Origin of the sequence: Paraburkholderia sp. SECH4 (genome assembly GCF_030511745.1) — a bacterium.
Classification (GTDB): domain Bacteria; phylum Pseudomonadota; class Gammaproteobacteria; order Burkholderiales; family Burkholderiaceae; genus Paraburkholderia; species Paraburkholderia madseniana.
Genome location: NZ_JALOCP010000016.1, coordinates 82,211 through 99,521 on the forward strand (window position 1 = coordinate 82,211; position 17,311 = coordinate 99,521).

Below are 17,311 nucleotides of genomic sequence, written 5' to 3' on the forward strand. Positions count from 1 at the left end.
ATATCGCGATCTCCAGTGCGACCCCGGCGTTTCCTGTTGATTGATTAGGAATGCGGTGATTCGCGCCCAGTTGGTCAGGCGCACGGCGCCAATAAGAGCGATAGTTTGGCGGATGTTGATGCGCATAATGGACAACCCTAAGTGGCGTGAAAAAGGTGTAATTCGTCTTATTTTATTAAAGCTTCCTACGGAGTCTGGAAGCTGCGTGTTTTGTCTGATAGTTAGCACCTGAGTTGGTGACGTACAACCTACCCGACCAGTCGACAAGAATTGCTGTTGCGTGGAAGTCGATTTTATTTACGGATCCGCATACGACAATTTCAACAATCCGCATACCAAATGGGGTGATAGTCCTGGCAGTCCTGGGTAAAGGATCATCAACAGGAAAAGGTTCCGATTTGGACAACCAATCTTATCGATCGTTAGTTTATGTGTCCCGTTCACCCGAGCGGAGTCTGTGCGACAAACTCGGACAACGTGGCTGGGAGGTTGCGCCGCTGAGATCCGGTCGGGCGGCCAGGGCTTATCTCGCCGCGCACCATCCAACCGTAGGCGTGTTCGACTTCGCGAGCGGCTTCTCGTCACGCGAACTTGCCAGTTTCCAATCTTGCTTCGCCACGGGGGGGATAGGCTGGGTCGGCATCCTCGCCGTGCCTCAGCTAACGAACGAACTTCAGCGCAGTGTGATCCGGCGGTATTTCTCACGGTTTGTCACCGTTCCTTATGAGCTCGACAGCCTTGTCGATACCATTGGGCATGAGCATGGCATGATGGTACTCAGCACGGAACCAGATCCGCTCACGGTTGACAATGAAATGGTCGGTACCTGTCGTACGATGAAAGAGCTGTTTCGCGCCATAACCAAAGTTGCGAACAGCGACGCACCCGTGCTGATTTCCGGCGAGTCGGGTACGGGTAAGGAATTGACGGCCGTGGCCATCCACAAGCGTTCGGTGCGGCGCAATGGCCCCTTGGTAGCAATCAATTGCGGGGCGCTTCCCTATCATCTCGTGCAATCCGAGTTGTTCGGGTATGAACGCGGAGCCTTCACGGGTGCGTTCCAACGTAAAATTGGCCGCATCGAGGCTGCGCACGGCGGCACGCTGTTCCTCGACGAGATCAGTGATTTGCCGTTCGAAAGTCAGTCTATCGTGCTGCGTTTTCTGCAGGACAGGAAGATTCAGCGGCTCGGTAGTACGGAGTCCATCGATGTGGACGTGCGGATCATTTCCGCAACTAATGTCGCGCTCGAAAAGGCCGTCGCCGAGCAAACGTTTCGCGAAGATCTCTATCACCGGCTGTGTGTGCTGCGCATAGCGGAGCCACCGCTCAGGGAGCGTGGCGAGGACATCGAGGTACTCGCATATCACATACTGGAAAAATACCGCGCCGACGCCGCTCATCGGATCCGCGGATTCTCCGGTGAAGCGATTAAGGCGATGTACGCGCATAGCTGGCCCGGTAATGTTCGCGAACTCGTGAACCGCGTCCGTCGTGCGATCGTGATGTCGGATAGGCGCGTGCTTGGCCCGGCCGAGTTGGAACTGGACTATCTGTTGAGCGAAGGCGACAACACGCTGACCCAGGTGCGCGAAGCCGCGGAACGAAATGCCATTGCAGCGGCCCTGCGTCGTCATCGCGGCCGGTCACTTCACGCAGCACGCGAGCTCGACATCTCGCGTGCGACACTCTACCGGCTAATGGCGAACCACGACGGCCGTGCGCATCGGGACGGCATTGCCGCTTCCACGCGACGCCCGGATGTCCCCGCCGCATGCGACGCGGAACAGGAAGCGTGGGAGGATCGCTACGCCAAAGTGGGCAACACCCGGCGCAAAGATTGAGCGCGTCAGGAATGCATGCGTCCATAGTTGTCCTCGAACCTGACAATGTCATCTTCGCCCAGATACGCACCAGACTGCACCTCGATCATCTCAAGCGCTGTGTTTCCCGGGTTGCTCAGGCGATGCACCGTGCCGAGCGGAATATAGGTGGACTGATTTTCACTCAGCAGGAAGGTCTTTTCGCCGCACGTCACCTGCGCTGTCCCGCGAACGACAACCCAATGCTCTGCCCGGTGGTGATGCATCTGCAGCGACAGGCTGCCGCCCGGCTTGACGACGATACGCTTCACCTGAAAGCGATCGCCCGAGTCCAGCGAATCGTAAAAACCCCACGGCCTATGCACCATGCGATGGTGATTCGCTTCTGAACCGTGCTCAGCACGAATACGTGACACGACGGACTTGATCTGCTGGGCGCTCTGCTTGTCCGCGACGAGGATCGCATCCGCTGTTTCGACGACTACTACGCCGTTCAAACCAACGCACGCAATGAGACGACCTTGGGAGTGCGCAAAGGTGTTGACGGTGTCTTCGAAGATGACCCGGCCGCGCGCCACGTTTCCACTCGGATCCTTCGGCATCATCTGCCAGACGGCATCCCATGAGCCGACATCGGACCACGACGAATCCATCGGCACAACAACGCCGCAGGTGCCCTTACATTCACCGAGTCGTTCCATGACACCGTAATCGATCGATTCGTCAGGACAACCGTCGAAGTCTCTCGCAGCGAGATGCACGAACTTGCCGACCAGTGAACGGTTGCGGTGTGCGGCCTCGCAGGCGGCGTAAATCGCCGGGTGCAGCTCATGGATAACCGATAGCCAGACCGAAGCCCGGACAACGAAGATGCCGCTGTTCCACCAATATTCGCCGGACCGAACGTACTGCTCCGCAAGCTCACGGTGTGGTTTTTCGACGAACCGGTCGATGACGAAGCCGTCATCGCTTCCCAACGGCACGCCTACCCGAATGTATCCGTAGCCCGGCTCGGCGTGGCGGGGCACGATGCCGATGGCGACGACGGCGCCGTCGGCGGCATAGTGCGCGGCGCGCGACACGGCGTCCTGGAATGCGGGTGCGTCGGGGACAACGTGATCTGCAGGCATCACAACGAGCACGGCATCCTTGTCCCCGGCGACCGCCTCCAGCGCCGCCGCAGTAAGCGCAGGCGCTGTGTTGTGTGCTGACGGTTCAAGCAGAATGCGAGACGGTTTGCCGCACTCGCCTAGCTGTTCCGCACTGATGTGGCAATGATTCTCGCCACACACTAAAAGCAGGGTGCTGGAAACCGGCCACAACGTTTCAAGGCCATCAAGGCGTCGTGCGGTCGTGGCCAGCAGGGACTCCTCTCCAATCAGCTCGATGAGCTCTTTCGGATATTGCTCGCGGGAGAGGGGCCACAGTCGCGTGCCGGCCCCGCCCGCCAGAATCACCGGCTGGATCGATAGTCGCTCGTCAGTCATGGACGTGAACTGCAGCAGTTTCGATTGAGGCGCAAATGCGATAGTCATCCGGCGGCTCCGTTTTAGGTGGGCAAGCCTTCGTCATGGCGAAGGGCCTCGCCCTGATTCAGACAACGAAGTGGCAACGGGGACACCATATGTCGGTAACAAGAGCCTCTCTGTGCGGATTCGAACTTAACGGTTTGCGACGTGGTTATGTAATACGCGAAGCATGGTTAGCCACGCTAATCCGCGCGTCGTTTAAAGTGATGATTCGTATGATTAGAAAGAGGAACGCAGGATAGCGAATTAATCATCCAGACGTGATGTCTGGAGTTTAAGCATGGTTCAGAACTGAGACACTTTTGGTTCGAACTCGGGTGTTCGGCGCTGCCCTCTCTCGCGCTCGCGGGGCGTATTGCGAACCCTATCTTCCGCCATAGCCCGCAGGGCGTACGTCTATCTCGAAACGCACCGCGTCGCAGCAATTATTGCGCCGCGCCACAGAAATTCGCTGAGCCCGCAAAGTTGTTCAGATATGAGACGGTTCGCGGACCGAATCCGGCGCCCGATCGACATCTATTAATAAAGTCCTTTAAAAACAGTCGTTTGAAACGTATGGCACGCCTCTGGCTAAAGAAGGAATGCCCATGGGGTAATGCCTTCGGGCATTTCTACCGGGCACTTCAGTGGACTATCGCAGTGCAGTAATTTTTAGGCGGTAAACCGTTGCCCTCACACTCTGCATGCCTTTTGGTGTGCTAAGACCGGCAGGAAACGACCATGCTCGACTTTACGAACTATCCATTCGCGAATCACCTGCTAGCCGTCGTACCGGAGCCCGAGATGGCATTGATGGCTCCTCACCTCAAGCTTCAGCGACTACGCGCTGGTGAATTACTCTCGGACTCAGGCGAAACCGTCAAACACGTGTATTTCCCGACTACGGCGATTGTGTCGATGCTCTTTCTGATGGCGGACGGCGCGACTGCGGAGGTGGCCGCTGTCGGTAACGAAGGCGTGATCGGCGTTCCGGTGTTGATGGGCGGCGCGACCATGCCCAACCGTATCGAAGTGCGCAGCGGCGGCTATGCCTACTCCATGAGCGCCCAGATATTCAAGCGCGAGTTCGAGCAGCATGGCCCCGTGCATAAGCTGATGCTGCTTTACATCCAGGCGTTACTCACCCAGATCGCTCAGAATGCGCTTTGCAACAGGCACCATCACATCGTCAAGCAGGTGAGCTCCTGGCTCCTGCTCACCCATGATCGGCTGAAGTCGGACGAACTGGTCGTCACCCAGCAACTGATCGCGACCATGCTCGGCGTCCGTCGCGAGGGCGTGACGGAAGCGGCGGGCAAGCTCCAGGACGCCGGACTCATCAGCATGCGTCGGGGTCACATTACCGTACTCGACCGCGAAGGTCTGGAAGAGCATGCCTGCGAGTGCTATGGGATCGTCAAACGGGAATTCCGCCGGCTGCTGCTCGCTAGTGCGGCAGAGAAAGAAGGGGCCACACCGATTGCCTCGCCACCGCCCGTGTACCGCAGAGACAGGGAGCGCGAACGCCAGGTGGTCTGTAGCGGACGTTGACGTCTGAAAGTCACGTGGCGGGGCAGCACCCAGAGTCAGTTGCCGCTTTTGTCATGATCGCGAGTTCGCAGCACGGCCGCCAGCCAGCGCCACGTCATGCGCTTGCGGAACGGGGCCCGCCGCACGTGCCGACGCACGCCGGCAACCTGCCGTCGGGCCTCGACTTCGTCGTGCGATAGCGCGCGTTCCGTTCGTTCATCGGTGCGCCGCGCCGCCACGCATAACGATACGGCAAAAATTACCGCAACGATTTCGAGTATGGCAAGGATGGTCAAAAGGCGCATGGCGTCCACGAAAAGTCGCGCTGTGTCGCGCGGAATAATGGGTTGACAGTCATAGTGTGACATACGGCTAGGGCCGGGCATTTTTGAAAGAACTGCCAATATTCGCCGCTATTCGACGAATAGCCCGTGGTCTGCGATCGGGCGGTGGCCGGTTACGATTCGGCATCCGAACCACTTTGTAATGATCCTGATGCGGAGCCGCCGGAAGGGGCTGTGTTCGCATTCGCACATTGCTCATGATTTGGGGCGGCTACAGTCACTGCGCAATGTATTCCCTCCTCCTCTTACGACGATGCTTAGACGCAGCCTGCTCGCCAACTATGCTGGCCAGATTGCTACCGTTGCGCTCGGCATCGTCATGGTGCCGGCGTACGTTCGATATCTTGGCGTCGAAGCGTATGGTCTGATCGCGCTCAATGCCGCGTTGCAAGCGTGGGTGCAGATATTGGATCTTGGACTTTCGCCCACATTGTGTCGCGAACTTGCGCGCGCGCAGGATGAAGCATCAAGGAAGGAGGCGAGTGTCCTCCTGCAGTCACTCGAAAAATTCGTGGCGGCCATGTGCACGCTGCTCTTCGTGCTTTCTTTGCTGGTGGCACCGTTCTTTGCGAAAGACTGGTTGCACGCGGCAGGGTTGCCTGCGCACGAAATCGAAATCGCGTTTGTCTTGATGGTTTTAACCGCTTCGTCGCGTTGGCTTTCTTCGGTCTATCGAGCAGGCATGGTGGGCATAGACAGGCAAGCCACACTCAACGGAGTGGTTGTGGGCTTTGCCGTCATCCGGGCTGCGCTCGTTGTTCCCGTCATCGCGAGGTGGCCGCAAATCGACGTTTTTTTCCTGTGGCAACTGGGCGCAATTGCCGGCGAAAGCCTGGTCATGCGATTGCTGCTTGCCCGCGTGATAAAAGCGCCGCTACTCACACGAACGTTTTCGCGCGCCGCATTATCGGCGCGCGCAAGATTGTCACTGTCCATCGCGTTCTCCGCGCTCGTGTGGGCGACCACCACGCAGATCGACAAGGTCATTCTGTCGAAGGTTCTGTCTCTGCAAGCATTCGGCGTATTTAGCATGGCCACGCTTCTCGCCAGCGGTATCCTGCTGCTGGCCAATCCGGTCCAGCAGGCGTTTATTCCGCGCTTTTCCGCCAACGGCGTGGGCGATAGCCGGAACATCATACCGAGCTATCTGCTCGCGAGCGAGATCACGATGATCGTGGTCATTCCTGCTGCAATGATCTTTGCAATAGCGCCTGACCTCGTTCTCAGGCTGTGGTCAGCGAGCGCGCCCTCGACGCCGGAAGCCTGGCGTGTCCTGCAGTGCTATGCGATCGGTAACGCATGTTCCGCTATTGCGGAGTTGGCTTTCCTCGTGCAATGCGCGCAAGGAAATCTGTCCCTGCAGATCAAGGGTAACGTCGCATTCCTGGTGATTCTCGTACCGGCCGTTTTCCTGGGTTCGCTCAACAATGGGGCAGTCGGCGTGGCTTATGCGTGGCTTGCGTTAGGTCTGTTCCGGGTGCTCGTCTGGGTCAGTATCGTGCACCGCAAATTCCTGCCAGGTATCAACATGAGGTGGCACAGGGATATGGTCGCGCGCACTGTGGCGACGGGATTAGTAGGCTTCGCATTTCACTACACAACCCTGCTTCGCGCATCGAGAACTCAGATTTTCGTTTTCCTCCTCCTCATGTGGCTGTCAATGATGGTGGCCGCCGTGGCTGTCTCACCGATCTCGCAACGCAAAGCGCGCAGTCTCGCCGGGCGTCTCGTCTTCAACTGAACGCGTTGCATGTTCTCTTCGACGTGATCGTCGGTGACGTCGCAAATTCATCGTTCAGCCGGAAGGCCTTCTGTGCGAATCCGAACCGAAGGGTAGCAAGGTGCCGCCTAGGATCGGCAGTAATGGCGCACTGCGGCATGACCGCGCCACGGTTGCTGAACCGTTCAATCATGGAGGTATCGCGATGCGGGTTGCAATTGTTCATGAATGGTTAGTGACATTTGGCGGGTCCGAACGCGTGGTTGAACAGATGCTCGAATGCTTTCCTGAAGCCGATGTCTTTAGCTTGATCGACTTCATGGATGATCGTGCTTTTTTGAAAGGGAAGAGGGCGACGACCTCGTTCGTGCAAAAGCTGCCGTTCGCCAAACGCAAGTACCGTAACTATTTGCCGCTCTTTCCGCTAGCGATCGAGCAGTTTGACCTGTCTGCTTACGATCTCGTTCTTTCAAGTTCGCATGCCGTTGCGAAGGGCGTGCTGGTAGGACCCGATCAACTTCATATCAGCTATGTTCATTCGCCCATCCGCTATGCGTGGGATCTGCAGCATCAGTACCTGACGGAAGCGAATCTGCTGAAGGGCTTTCGTTCGTTGTTCGCGCGCGTCGCGCTGCACTACATACGCACGTGGGACGTGCGTACGGCGAACGGAGTCGATACGTTCGTTGCCAATTCGGACTTTATTGCGCGCCGTGTTAATCGTGTTTACCGCCGCGATGCGACAGTCGTTTACCCCCCGGTAGACACCGAGGCTTTCGAGTTAGGCACGCACAAGGAGTCGTTTTACGTCACGGTCTCCAGAATGGTGCCGTACAAAAAGGTGGATCTGGTAGTGGAGGCCTTTTCGGCCATGCCTGAACGTTCGCTGGTGGTGATCGGGGACGGTCCCGATATGGAAAAGATCCGTTCCAAGGCGGGACCCAACGTCGTAATCCTGGGGCATCAGCCCTTCCCCGTCCTCAGGGACTACCTGCAGCGTGCGCGGGCATTTGTATTCGCTGCAGAGGAAGACTTCGGCATCTCGATTGTGGAGGCACAGGCATGCGGCACCCCTGTGATTGCGTTCGGTAAGGGCGGGGCGTGTGAAACGGTGATCGACGACACACAGCCGCTGCCGACGGGTGTGTTCTTCGAAGAGCAGACAGTCGAATCAGTGCAAGCTGCGGTACGCAGATTTGAAGCGAGCGCCGATCAATTTTTGCCCGACAGTTGTCGTGCCAATGCGGAGCGGTTTTCCGAGGCGGCTTTTCGTCGGGGGTTCCTGGCAGTCGTCCTGAAGGCCATGGAATCGCACCGGAATTCTCGCGTCTGGCGCAAGCTCCGTGCGTCAATTCGACCGCCGGTGTGCGCCATGGCAGTCGAAGAAGAACCGGCGGAGTTTGGCGTGACTTCGCTTCCATCCTAATCGGTCTGGAAGGTCTGCCGGCTGCTCAACACGAGGAAATGCCAAGTGAACTCAACCATCAGAATCGAATACGCATCACTGCCTGAACTGGGCGTCACTCCATTTCCTGCCCTGACGAATAAAGTCGCACTGGCGGCCGCGGACATTGTTGGCTTTACTGTGGCACTCCTGGTGACGAATCGCGTGCTGGGCAGCTTTGTCGCCGAGTCGCAGAAGAGCGTGTGGTCGATCTTTTCACATCAGCCCATGCTGATCTACCTGGCGCTAGCCTGTATTGGAACCGTGTGGTTCTGGGCGAGGTTGCGGCACTACTCCTGTCGCAGGCCCATGTGGCGTGAGCTCCAGGAGATTTTCCGGATGTTGATCGTGCTCGCGGTCATTCATCTGGCGCTTACCGCGCTGGCCAAAGGTACGTTTTCGCGCGGATGGTGGGCCTTGACCTGGAGCGGCGCCCTGATCTGCGTGCCCGTGTTCCGATCGGTGACAAAGCGCGCACTCGACTGGGCAAACCTGTGGAAAAGGCCAACGCTCATTGTCGGGTGTGGGGAAAGCGCGCTGGAAGCCAGGCGGGCACTGTCGAACCAGTCGTTTCTGGGTGTGGACGTGATCGCCTATGTCGCGCCGGACGCCCAGGCTGCTGTGGACAAAGAGGCGATCTTTGTCTCGGACGCCCCCATTCTGCAGGGCATTACCCCCGCGACGTTCAGATCGTTGCCTGGCATACAGGTTGTGATAGCGCTGGAGCACGATCACCGCGCTTTGCGCGATATGTGGGTTCGTGGACTCACGAAGTACGGCATTCGCGACGTCACTGTGATGGCATCAATGCGTGGCGTGCCGTTATGCGGTACTGACATATCGTACTTCTTCGGCCACGAAGTGATGATGTTGCGCGTGCAAAACAACCTCGCGCGTTTTTCGGCCAGAGTTCTCAAGCGGAGCTTCGACGTCGTGGTGGGAGGATTTCTGTTACTCATGCTGCTGCCCATCTTCGCGATCATTGCGGCCCTGGTGGCCAAGGACGGTAGTTCTGCGTTTTTTGGGCACACGCGTATCGGACAAAACGGCAAAAAGTTCAACTGCTACAAATTCCGTTCGATGGTGCCTGATGCCGAGAAGGTGCTGAAGGAATTGCTCGAACGCGATCCAGTCGCAAGGGCCGAATGGGAGAAGGATTTCAAACTGAAGGACGATGTCCGGATCACGTCAATTGGTGCGCTACTGCGCAAAACAAGCCTCGACGAATTGCCGCAGTTGTGGAACGTGCTGCGCGGGGATATGAGCCTTGTGGGACCGCGCCCGGTAATCGAAAAGGAGATCGTCCGGTACGGAGAGGAATCCGCTTACTATTTCTTGGCAAAGCCGGGCATGACGGGTCTCTGGCAGGTGAGCGGTCGCAATGATACGGATTACGCGCGGCGCGTTTTCCTGGATGCGTGGTATGTGAAAAACTGGTCGCTTTGGTACGACATCATGATCATGTTGAAGACGGTCGCCGTGGTGATCCGGCGCGACGGCGCATACTGATCGACGGGATGCGGATACCGGCGCCGGCTACTCGGACCGACGACACCGTAGGTTACTGTCTATCTGCAATGAGGTAACGGGGCATCGGGCCCACTCGCCAGTCGAAGCTTTGTGCCGTGATCGTTACAGGCGTATCGACACCTTGCCAGTCGCGCTGAACATATCTTCCGGCCGGCAGGTGTAAGGAGGCCGTACTTTCCTTGCCATCGGTGGTCCAGCCGACGACGACTGGATCATCGGTTCCGTACTGATACGCCTTGACGCTCTCCGCGTCGACTAGCGCCTTTGCCCAGTTACGCTTGCCGACCGTGCTGCTCAATACCGAAGCAGCGACGAACGCCGGTTTGGGCGTCAAATCGTGGTGCAGCAAGCCAAAGTTGTGCTCGATGTTGTTGACGTCGGTGCCATCGTCGACAAAGTCGTACCAAAACACCACCTTAACCGTGCCATAGCGCCGCGACAGCAAATAGGTGCGCACGAGATTGGACGCCTGCGTTGCTTCATCTTGCCCGGGGTCTTTAGGATTCACAGGCCAGCCTAACTCCGTCACCCAAATCTGTAGTGGTCGCCCATCTGCTTTCACATTGTCTGCAGTCAGTCGTTTCAGGTAGGGCCACACCGTTGGAATGCTCACGAAATCGATCGGCGCGCCCGTGGCTCGATAGCCTCTCTCTGGCGTATTGGGCGGCATATAGGGATGTACGCTAAAGCCGTCCTGGTCGTTCAGCCCTCCGCCCTTCATCAATCCAACAATGCAATCACCCCCCGGGCCGCCGCCCGAGCCGCCGCCGCCGCAGGAAATCACGGATGCGTCCGGACTTCGTCGCTTGATGGCGCCGAACGTGTCCTTCAAAAGGGCAAGGTAGGTGGGGTAGTTGATCTTGCCGAAATCCGGCTCGTTCCAAACCTCCCAATGCTTAACCGTCCTACCGTACCGGGCGACCACAGCATCAACGTATCGGGCAAACCGCGCCCGGGCCTCGGGTGACTGCGGAAAGTTCGATTGCGAAAAGAGCGCCGGGTAAGCAACCGGGTTACCGTAGTCGAGAACGACTAAAGGCGAAATGCCGAACTGGGCACATGCGGCAAGGTACGTATCGAAACGCGCGGGAAAGTTAAAGCGTCCCGGCGTTCGTTCGATTGCCTCCCAATAGAGTTCGTCTCGAATCCACGAGAACCCGGCCTGCTTGACGAGCGGCAACAGTACCGAAGGCGGCGGTGTGCCGCCCTGAGCAAAATGGGTGACGACACCGAAGTCGGAAGGCCCCACTTCGTCGCGTTTCGTGACGACGGCCAGCGTGGTCGCTGTCTTGTCGAGCGTTTCTCCATCCGGCGATTTGAAGGTCGCGTTGACGCGGAACAAACCGGAGCGCGGTACGGCTATGCTGACGTCGATCGCCTTGCCTCCCGGTATGTCGCTGATGGTTTTCTGGTACGTGGTGAGCGCAGCCGGCATCAATTTGCCATTGCTGTCATAGGGGAACACGCTGACCGTTAACTTTGCCTGGCGCGTATCGTCCGGCGTCGCGACGACGAACCGGACGACCTTCTTTTCGTTTATCGGCATGACTAGCGAGCCCGGCGGACTAGCGAGGCGTATCTGAAACTGAGCATATGAGGCGCTCGAGAAAGCCAGAAAAAAGAATGCGGACAGCGTAGTGCGCCGGAGTAGGGATGGTTTTAAAAGGCTTCGATGGAGGTGAATCGTCAGCATGGGATCATCCTCGTTGGATCGCTCGTGGAAATAGCCCGTTCGGTTCGACGAGCAAAGATGCGGGTGCTGAGAGGCCACGCGGGACGCCGCTTTTTCTAGGCGACAGGCCAGACCAAAATAGGGTGCGCGGCTCCACTCATCAGTACGGAATCGAACTTTCAAAGCGGTCGGCTGCGCGCTTACGTGCGCTGATGTGAACACCTCCGTCACCTGCCTGCTGCGGACATTCCGGTTCGCGGGCGACGTTCGGTGCCCAACGCCGTGCCGGTCTGGTCAAACCAGGCGCGTCCGGTACTGCGTGCCCGCGCCGGACCTCACTTACGTTTGCCGCCGGGCCTTGTGTGTGAAACCGTACTGAGGGAGCTTCCCGCGAGATTGCTTAATGCAGCCTTGGGATGGCTGGCGACCGGCTTCGGCACCCGCACCGTCTGGCACGCCGGAATGGTGCGACAAATCGGAAGGCGACGTAATTCGAACGTCGCGGGCGAAACCTGGGCGCACGGCGCTGCGGTCTCAGGATCATCTGGGGAGATATCTGATGGACGAGTTTGCGGAGCGATCCAACACTCATCGGAAAGTTGTTTCCGTTCAGACGGCGACGCCAACCGACGCTGGCGCGATGCAAAGTCGCAACTGGCCGGTACCGTTTGCGGGGTTTGCAATTAACGGCAAATTCGCATCGCAGCGGATCACTGGCGTGCAACGCGTTGGCTATGAACTGGCGATGGCGTTTCAGCGACTGTTTCCCGAGGACACCGACCTCCCGTTGCTACTTCCCGTTGACGCGCGCACGGACGTCGCGCTGCCGAAAGCAAAAACGGTCGGGCGCTGGTTGAAGGGTTCTTCGTGGGAGCAACTTGCGCTGCCGTTCGCGACCGGCGGGCGAACACTGCTTAGCCTCTGCAACATGGGGCCGTTGTTCGCACGTCGTCACGTGGTCATGATGCATGACGTGGCGGTCTACGATTTGCCGGAAAACTATTCCTGGAAGTTCAGACTCTGGTATCGCTTCGCGTTTTCAATCTTGAAGCACAGCGCCAGTCACATCGTGACGGTGTCGGAATTCTCGAAGAAACGAATCATGGCGCGTCTCGGGATAGACGCGTCGCGTATTTCGGTCGTCTGGAATGGCGTGGACCATTTCGACAGAATCGCGGCGGACAAGTTGATTTTGTCACGGCTGAATCTACAGCACGACGGTTATATCCTTGTAGTCGGCAATCTGTCAGTAGGAAAAAACCTTGCCCGCGTGCTTGCCGCAATCGAGCACCTGAGTGAGCGTCACGACTGGAAGTTTGTGGTTGTCGGCGGGTGCGATTTGCGGATCTTCAATCCTAAAGCCAAGGTGGGCTACGACCTCTCGAAGAACATCGTCGCCGCCGGCTTCGTATCGGACGGTGAGTTGCGTGCGCTGTATGAAAATGCAGCCTGTTTTGTGTTTCCCTCGCTTTATGAAGGCTTCGGCTTGCCGCCGCTCGAGGCGATGTTGTGCGGTTGTCCGGTGGTTGTATCGCGAGAAGCATCGCTGCCGGAAATATGCGGCGATGCCGCGGTCTATTGCGACGCGCGCTCTGTCGAAGACATCGCCGACAAAGTGGCGCAGTTGATGGGCGACGCAGCGCTGCGCGACGTCTGGCGCGCACGCGGCAGAGAGCATGCGCGCCAGTTCCGGTGGGAGCGCTCCGCACGTCAGTTGCTGGATGTTCTCGAGCAACAGCTCGGGGCGGGCGGGGCCACTCGCCCGGTCTGCGCACCTCCCGTCGCATCAAGGTTTTGACTTGTTACGCTTGCCCGGTAGCCAGGGATCAGGACCGCAACCTGAGCTTCGGTGCGATTCCGAACATAGCGTTTCATATGCCACCAAGTACTCTTGCTTGGTGGAGCGCACCGCGCTTGCTTGACAAGAGGCAGGCATGCAGCAATACAGAGTCTTGGTTATCAACGATTTCGAGCAAAAGGGCGGGGCGGAGGTCGTCTATCGGCAGTCCGCTGACCTTCTACGCGCAATGTCCGGCGTGGAAGTGGAATGCTTTGACGTCAGCCGATTCCAGGGGAGTTTGTCGTTGCTATCCAGATCGTGGAACCTGGCGGCCGCGCGCGCGCTCAAGCAAACCCTTGGCACCTTCCGGCCGGATAGGATTCTTGTCCACAACTACCACAATGCTTTGTCAGCATCGGTCCTCGGCGTGATCGCTCGATACAAGCGAAAGTTAGGTTACGCCGCGTATATGACATGTCACGATTTTCATCTTATCTATTACAACCCGACGCTGCACTACATGGTGAACGGCAATATCGAGCATTTGACGCTCGACGCGTTGCAAACGGGGCATGTCTTAATGTTGCGCGTCAGCGCAAAAGGCGCAATCCACGACATCTTTTCGAAAGCCTACTGGCATACAGTGCGCGCGGTGTACAAGCCAGAGCGCATCTTCGATCGGATAATTTGTCCAAGTGATTTCATGCAGGAGGCTTTGCATCGCAGAGGGATCGACAACACGGTGGTCCTTTACAACCCCTCGGTCGTCGGTGTGACGAACAAGCCGGTGAGCGTGCGCGATCGGGAGCGCTTCAGCCTTGCATTTGTCGGACGCGTTGTACGCGAGAAGGGTCTCGCGGAATTTATCGCGCTCGCGAGCTCGATCGATTTTGCGCGTATCGAGCGCATAGGTGTTTTCGGCGACGGTGCCGACCGCGACGAGATCGAGCGACGATATGCGCCGCTGGTCGAGTCGGGAAAGCTTGTTTTCTTCGGCAGCCTGCCGCAGGACCGGTTGTTCTCGGAACTGCGACGTTTTGCCGATGCGATCGTCCTGCCGTCAATGGGGATGGAAGTCGCACCGCTTGTCATTGTCGAGGCGGCGATGCTGGGGTTGCCCACGCTGATCCGGGAGGGCGCCCATCGGTTGGATTTTGGCAATGCCGTCGGCAGCAAGATAACGTATCGCGATGACCCTGAAAGTCTTCGAGCGGCGCTCGATGGGCTTGCCGCGCATCTCGCTACGCCGGAGCGGCGTTACGACGTTAGCCCATTTTTGCCTCAGTGCTATGCGGAGCGGCTGGCACATATCATGCGGATGACATAGACCCAGACACGGACCGCCGGCAGCACGCATGGCAGGCGGTTCCATAGGTGACGGTGGTCGAAAACTATTTAGCATATCCAAGCGTAGAAAAGTCGATCGGGCAACTGCTCTGTGGTGGATGCGCGCGTAACTCGCGCACCATCTCCTCCTGCATTCAGAGAATCGGTGAATAACCACGGACTGACCCACTATGGCGCACGGAATATTGCGGAACATGCTGGCCCTGTCGGTCTTGCAAGTGGCGAATATGGTGCTGCCGCTCGCGACGTTACCGTATCTGTTCCGCGTGCTGGGTCCCAACCACTTTGGCGCCTACGTTTTTGCTCAGGCGGTGGTGACCTATCTGGTCCTGCTGGCCGACTACGGCTTTAACTGGTCAGCTACGGGTGAGATTGCAAGGGTGCAGAACGACCGCGACGCTGTTTCGAGAATTTTCTGGAAAACGCAGGTGGCCAAAACGCTGGTAGCGTGCGTTGGCCTTGCGCTTCTGGTACTTGGCGTTTTGCTGGTGCCGAAGTTCATTGAGATTCGGCCCATCATATTTGCGACCTTTCCGTTGGTGATCGGCACCGTGTTATTTCCGCAATGGCTCTTCCAGGGTTTGGAGCGGATGTCCTTTGTCACCATATCAACGTTGAGCGCACGTTTGCTTGTCATACCCGCTACCTACCTCCTCGTCCACTCGCCCGACGACACGTGGCGAGCGGCGCTCATCGCATCAATGAGCACCGTCGTCGCCGGGCTGATCTCACTGACGCTGATCGCGCGCATGAGATTGATCTCGTTCTGGCTTCCGGGCGTAAGCGATGTCATCGGAGCCTTCAGGGACGGATGGCACGTGTTCATGGCGACCGCTGCAATCAGTCTTTATACGACGACGAACAGCGTGTTGCTCGGATTTCTGGCGGGTAACGTAACGCTAGGTTACTTTGGTGCCGCCGACAAGATTCGCAACGTGGCGCAGTCCCTGATCGCGCCGCTCAGCAACGCCATGTATCCGCGCGTCAATGCACTGTTTGCCGAGGACACCGTGAAGGCCTATGCGCTCGTGCGCAAGGCACTTTACGCGATGAGCACAATCATGTTCGTCGTATCGGTGATGCTCTGGGCGCTTGCTCCATGGATCGTTCGCATCGGTATGGGACCTCAATATGCGCCGGTGGTCGACGTTTTACGGTGGATGGCGTTTGTGCCATGGATGGTGGCGCTAAACAACGTGCTTGGGCTCCAGATGATGCTACCGCTCGGCATGAAGAAAAAATTCAGCGAGATCCTGCTGGGATCCGGTGTGTTCAACGTCGCGCTGTTGGTGCCGCTTTCGATTCGTTTTGGGGCGCAAGGCGCAGCGATGTCGATACTTGCGACAGAAGCGCTTGTCACCGGCTGCATGGCGCTTTACCTGGTTAAGAAAAGAGTTCCGATTTTCCTGGCAAGGGCATCGACTGATTAATGCCAAATGCACGAGTTTGTTAAAAGGAGTTGACGCATGAACACATCGCATCCAGACGTTGAGGCACGGAGAATGGCTGTAGTGATACTTGCGTGTCGCGACTATGCGGCGCTCGAGTTGGCGCTTGCGAGTCAAATGGCTTACCGACCGCCGGGTGTGCCGTTCTACGTGCTGCAGAATTGCCGCGGCGGGTACGACGCCGAGCGGACCCTCGGTGTGGCCCGGCGCTACGAAAGACTGTTTCCCGGTGTCGTCAACGTCGTCGACGACATCGTGCCAGGGGACCCCTATCGGTCGATCAGGAAGTTACTGTCCAAACCGGAGTTCGAAAACATCGACCTGGTTTGCAAGGTCGACGACGATGCATTCCCGATTGCGCATCAATGGCTCGACCAGATGGTCGAGGCCTATGACAGCGCTGAGCGAGGAAATGGCCGGAAGCTGGCGTACGTGACGCCGCTCATCAATAACAACGCATGGGGTTTTCCTCAGCTGCTGAAGGCGATGAATCTGGAGCAGGAGTACTTTGCCACGCAGGCGCATCCGCATTTCGTCGGGTCGGGCAGCAGCGGGCGCTTTCCGCTGCGGATCATTCCGGCGGAGCAGATCGAGACCGGTACGAACGGCACCATATGGGGCTATCCGCACATCGCGCGCTGGCTGCACGAGCGCACCACCCTTCAGCCTGACGCATTCATCGCTGCGACGCAATCGCTGGAGCAGTGCGATGTGCCATCGCAATCTCGCTATTCGATCGGCTGCATCCTGTTTCGCAAGTCGCTGTGGGATGCGATCGACGACGGGGGCCGCGATGACGAGCATATGATGCACATGCATTGCGAACGCAACGATCTCCGTATCGTCTGCGTGCGCCGCGTACCGTTTGTCCATCTTGCGTACTTCACGCAGCGCGAGGAGAACCGCGACATCGTGGACACGGCGCTCGCGCTCTATGGCCCGCGGCTTGCGCACCCGTTTCCTCTAGTGCTCTACGCTGATCGTGAGCGGGAAAATGAGGCGCGATTGCGCTGGCTTGAAGATCGATTGAATGCACCGGCCGCGCCGAGGCCGGAGTGGCTTGGGAAGCTTACGCCGAAACGGATAAAAGGTGCCGTGCGGCGGCGCCTGGTTTGGCTTTGGCCGGCGCGCAGCGCGCGTGGCGTGCCAGGGGAGCTGAGATAAT

Annotated in this window: 12 protein-coding genes; 9 read left to right on the forward strand and 3 right to left on the reverse strand. The window is 58.1% G+C overall.

Going from position 1 to position 17,311, the window contains the following annotated elements:
• Nucleotides 1-344 precede the first annotated feature (344 nt).
• Complete coding sequence (locus tag M0D67_RS21655; protein ID WP_266239634.1) at nt 345-1,844, forward strand: sigma-54 dependent transcriptional regulator; 1,500 nt, start codon at nt 345-347, stop codon at nt 1,842-1,844.
• Between the two features lie 5 nt (nt 1,845-1,849).
• Here the strand turns inward: M0D67_RS21655 and M0D67_RS21660 are convergent, their stop codons facing one another.
• Nucleotides 1,850-3,358 (reverse strand): mannose-1-phosphate guanylyltransferase/mannose-6-phosphate isomerase, encoded by a 1,509-nt coding sequence (locus M0D67_RS21660; RefSeq protein WP_302273501.1) that lies wholly within the window; start codon nt 3,356-3,358, stop codon nt 1,850-1,852.
• Nucleotides 3,359-4,072: 714 nt separating this feature from the next.
• On the opposite strand from M0D67_RS21660, the gene M0D67_RS21665 reads away from it, so the two are divergent.
• A complete protein-coding gene (locus M0D67_RS21665) occupies nt 4,073-4,882 on the forward strand; it encodes a Crp/Fnr family transcriptional regulator (protein WP_154559477.1) in 810 nt (269 codons plus the stop codon).
• A 35-nt stretch (nt 4,883-4,917) separates the two neighbouring features.
• On the opposite strand, the gene M0D67_RS21670 is transcribed toward M0D67_RS21665, so the two are convergent.
• Nucleotides 4,918-5,175: a hypothetical protein gene (locus M0D67_RS21670; protein ID WP_266239596.1), complete on the reverse strand. Its 258-nt coding sequence runs from the start codon at nt 5,173-5,175 to the stop codon at nt 4,918-4,920.
• Between the two features lie 283 nt (nt 5,176-5,458).
• On the opposite strand from M0D67_RS21670, the gene M0D67_RS21675 reads away from it, so the two are divergent.
• The 3 genes from M0D67_RS21675 (at nt 5,459) to wbaP (ending at nt 9,878) form a co-directional block, all read left to right on the forward strand.
• Complete coding sequence (locus M0D67_RS21675) at nt 5,459-6,946, forward strand: lipopolysaccharide biosynthesis protein (RefSeq protein WP_266239597.1); 1,488 nt, start codon at nt 5,459-5,461, stop codon at nt 6,944-6,946.
• A 184-nt stretch (nt 6,947-7,130) separates the two neighbouring features.
• Entirely contained in the window at nt 7,131-8,351 is a 1,221-nt protein-coding gene (locus M0D67_RS21680; RefSeq protein WP_266239598.1) for a glycosyltransferase family 4 protein, read from the forward strand.
• Nucleotides 8,352-8,396: 45 nt separating this feature from the next.
• Complete coding sequence (gene wbaP / locus M0D67_RS21685) at nt 8,397-9,878, forward strand: undecaprenyl-phosphate galactose phosphotransferase WbaP (protein WP_266239599.1); 1,482 nt, start codon at nt 8,397-8,399, stop codon at nt 9,876-9,878.
• Between the two features lie 52 nt (nt 9,879-9,930).
• Here the strand turns inward: wbaP and M0D67_RS21690 are convergent, their stop codons facing one another.
• Entirely contained in the window at nt 9,931-11,592 is a 1,662-nt protein-coding gene (locus M0D67_RS21690) for a beta-glucosidase (RefSeq protein WP_266239600.1), read from the reverse strand.
• A 619-nt stretch (nt 11,593-12,211) separates the two neighbouring features.
• Here M0D67_RS21690 and M0D67_RS21695 point away from each other — a divergent pair.
• The 4 genes from M0D67_RS21695 (at nt 12,212) to M0D67_RS21710 (ending at nt 17,310) form a co-directional block, all read left to right on the forward strand.
• Nucleotides 12,212-13,369 carry a glycosyltransferase family 1 protein gene (locus M0D67_RS21695; RefSeq protein WP_266239601.1) on the forward strand — a complete coding sequence of 386 codons (1,158 nt, stop codon included), beginning with the start codon at nt 12,212-12,214 and terminating at the stop codon, nt 13,367-13,369.
• Between the two features lie 136 nt (nt 13,370-13,505).
• Nucleotides 13,506-14,678, forward strand: coding sequence for a glycosyltransferase family 4 protein (locus M0D67_RS21700; RefSeq protein WP_266239602.1), 1,173 nt, complete (start codon nt 13,506-13,508; stop codon nt 14,676-14,678).
• Between the two features lie 214 nt (nt 14,679-14,892).
• Entirely contained in the window at nt 14,893-16,128 is a 1,236-nt protein-coding gene (locus M0D67_RS21705) for a flippase (RefSeq protein ID WP_266239603.1), read from the forward strand.
• A 36-nt stretch (nt 16,129-16,164) separates the two neighbouring features.
• On the forward strand, nt 16,165-17,310 hold the full coding sequence (locus M0D67_RS21710; protein ID WP_266239604.1) for a hypothetical protein: 1,146 nt from the start codon (nt 16,165-16,167) through the stop codon (nt 17,308-17,310).
• The last annotated feature ends 1 nt before the right edge of the window (nt 17,311 follow it).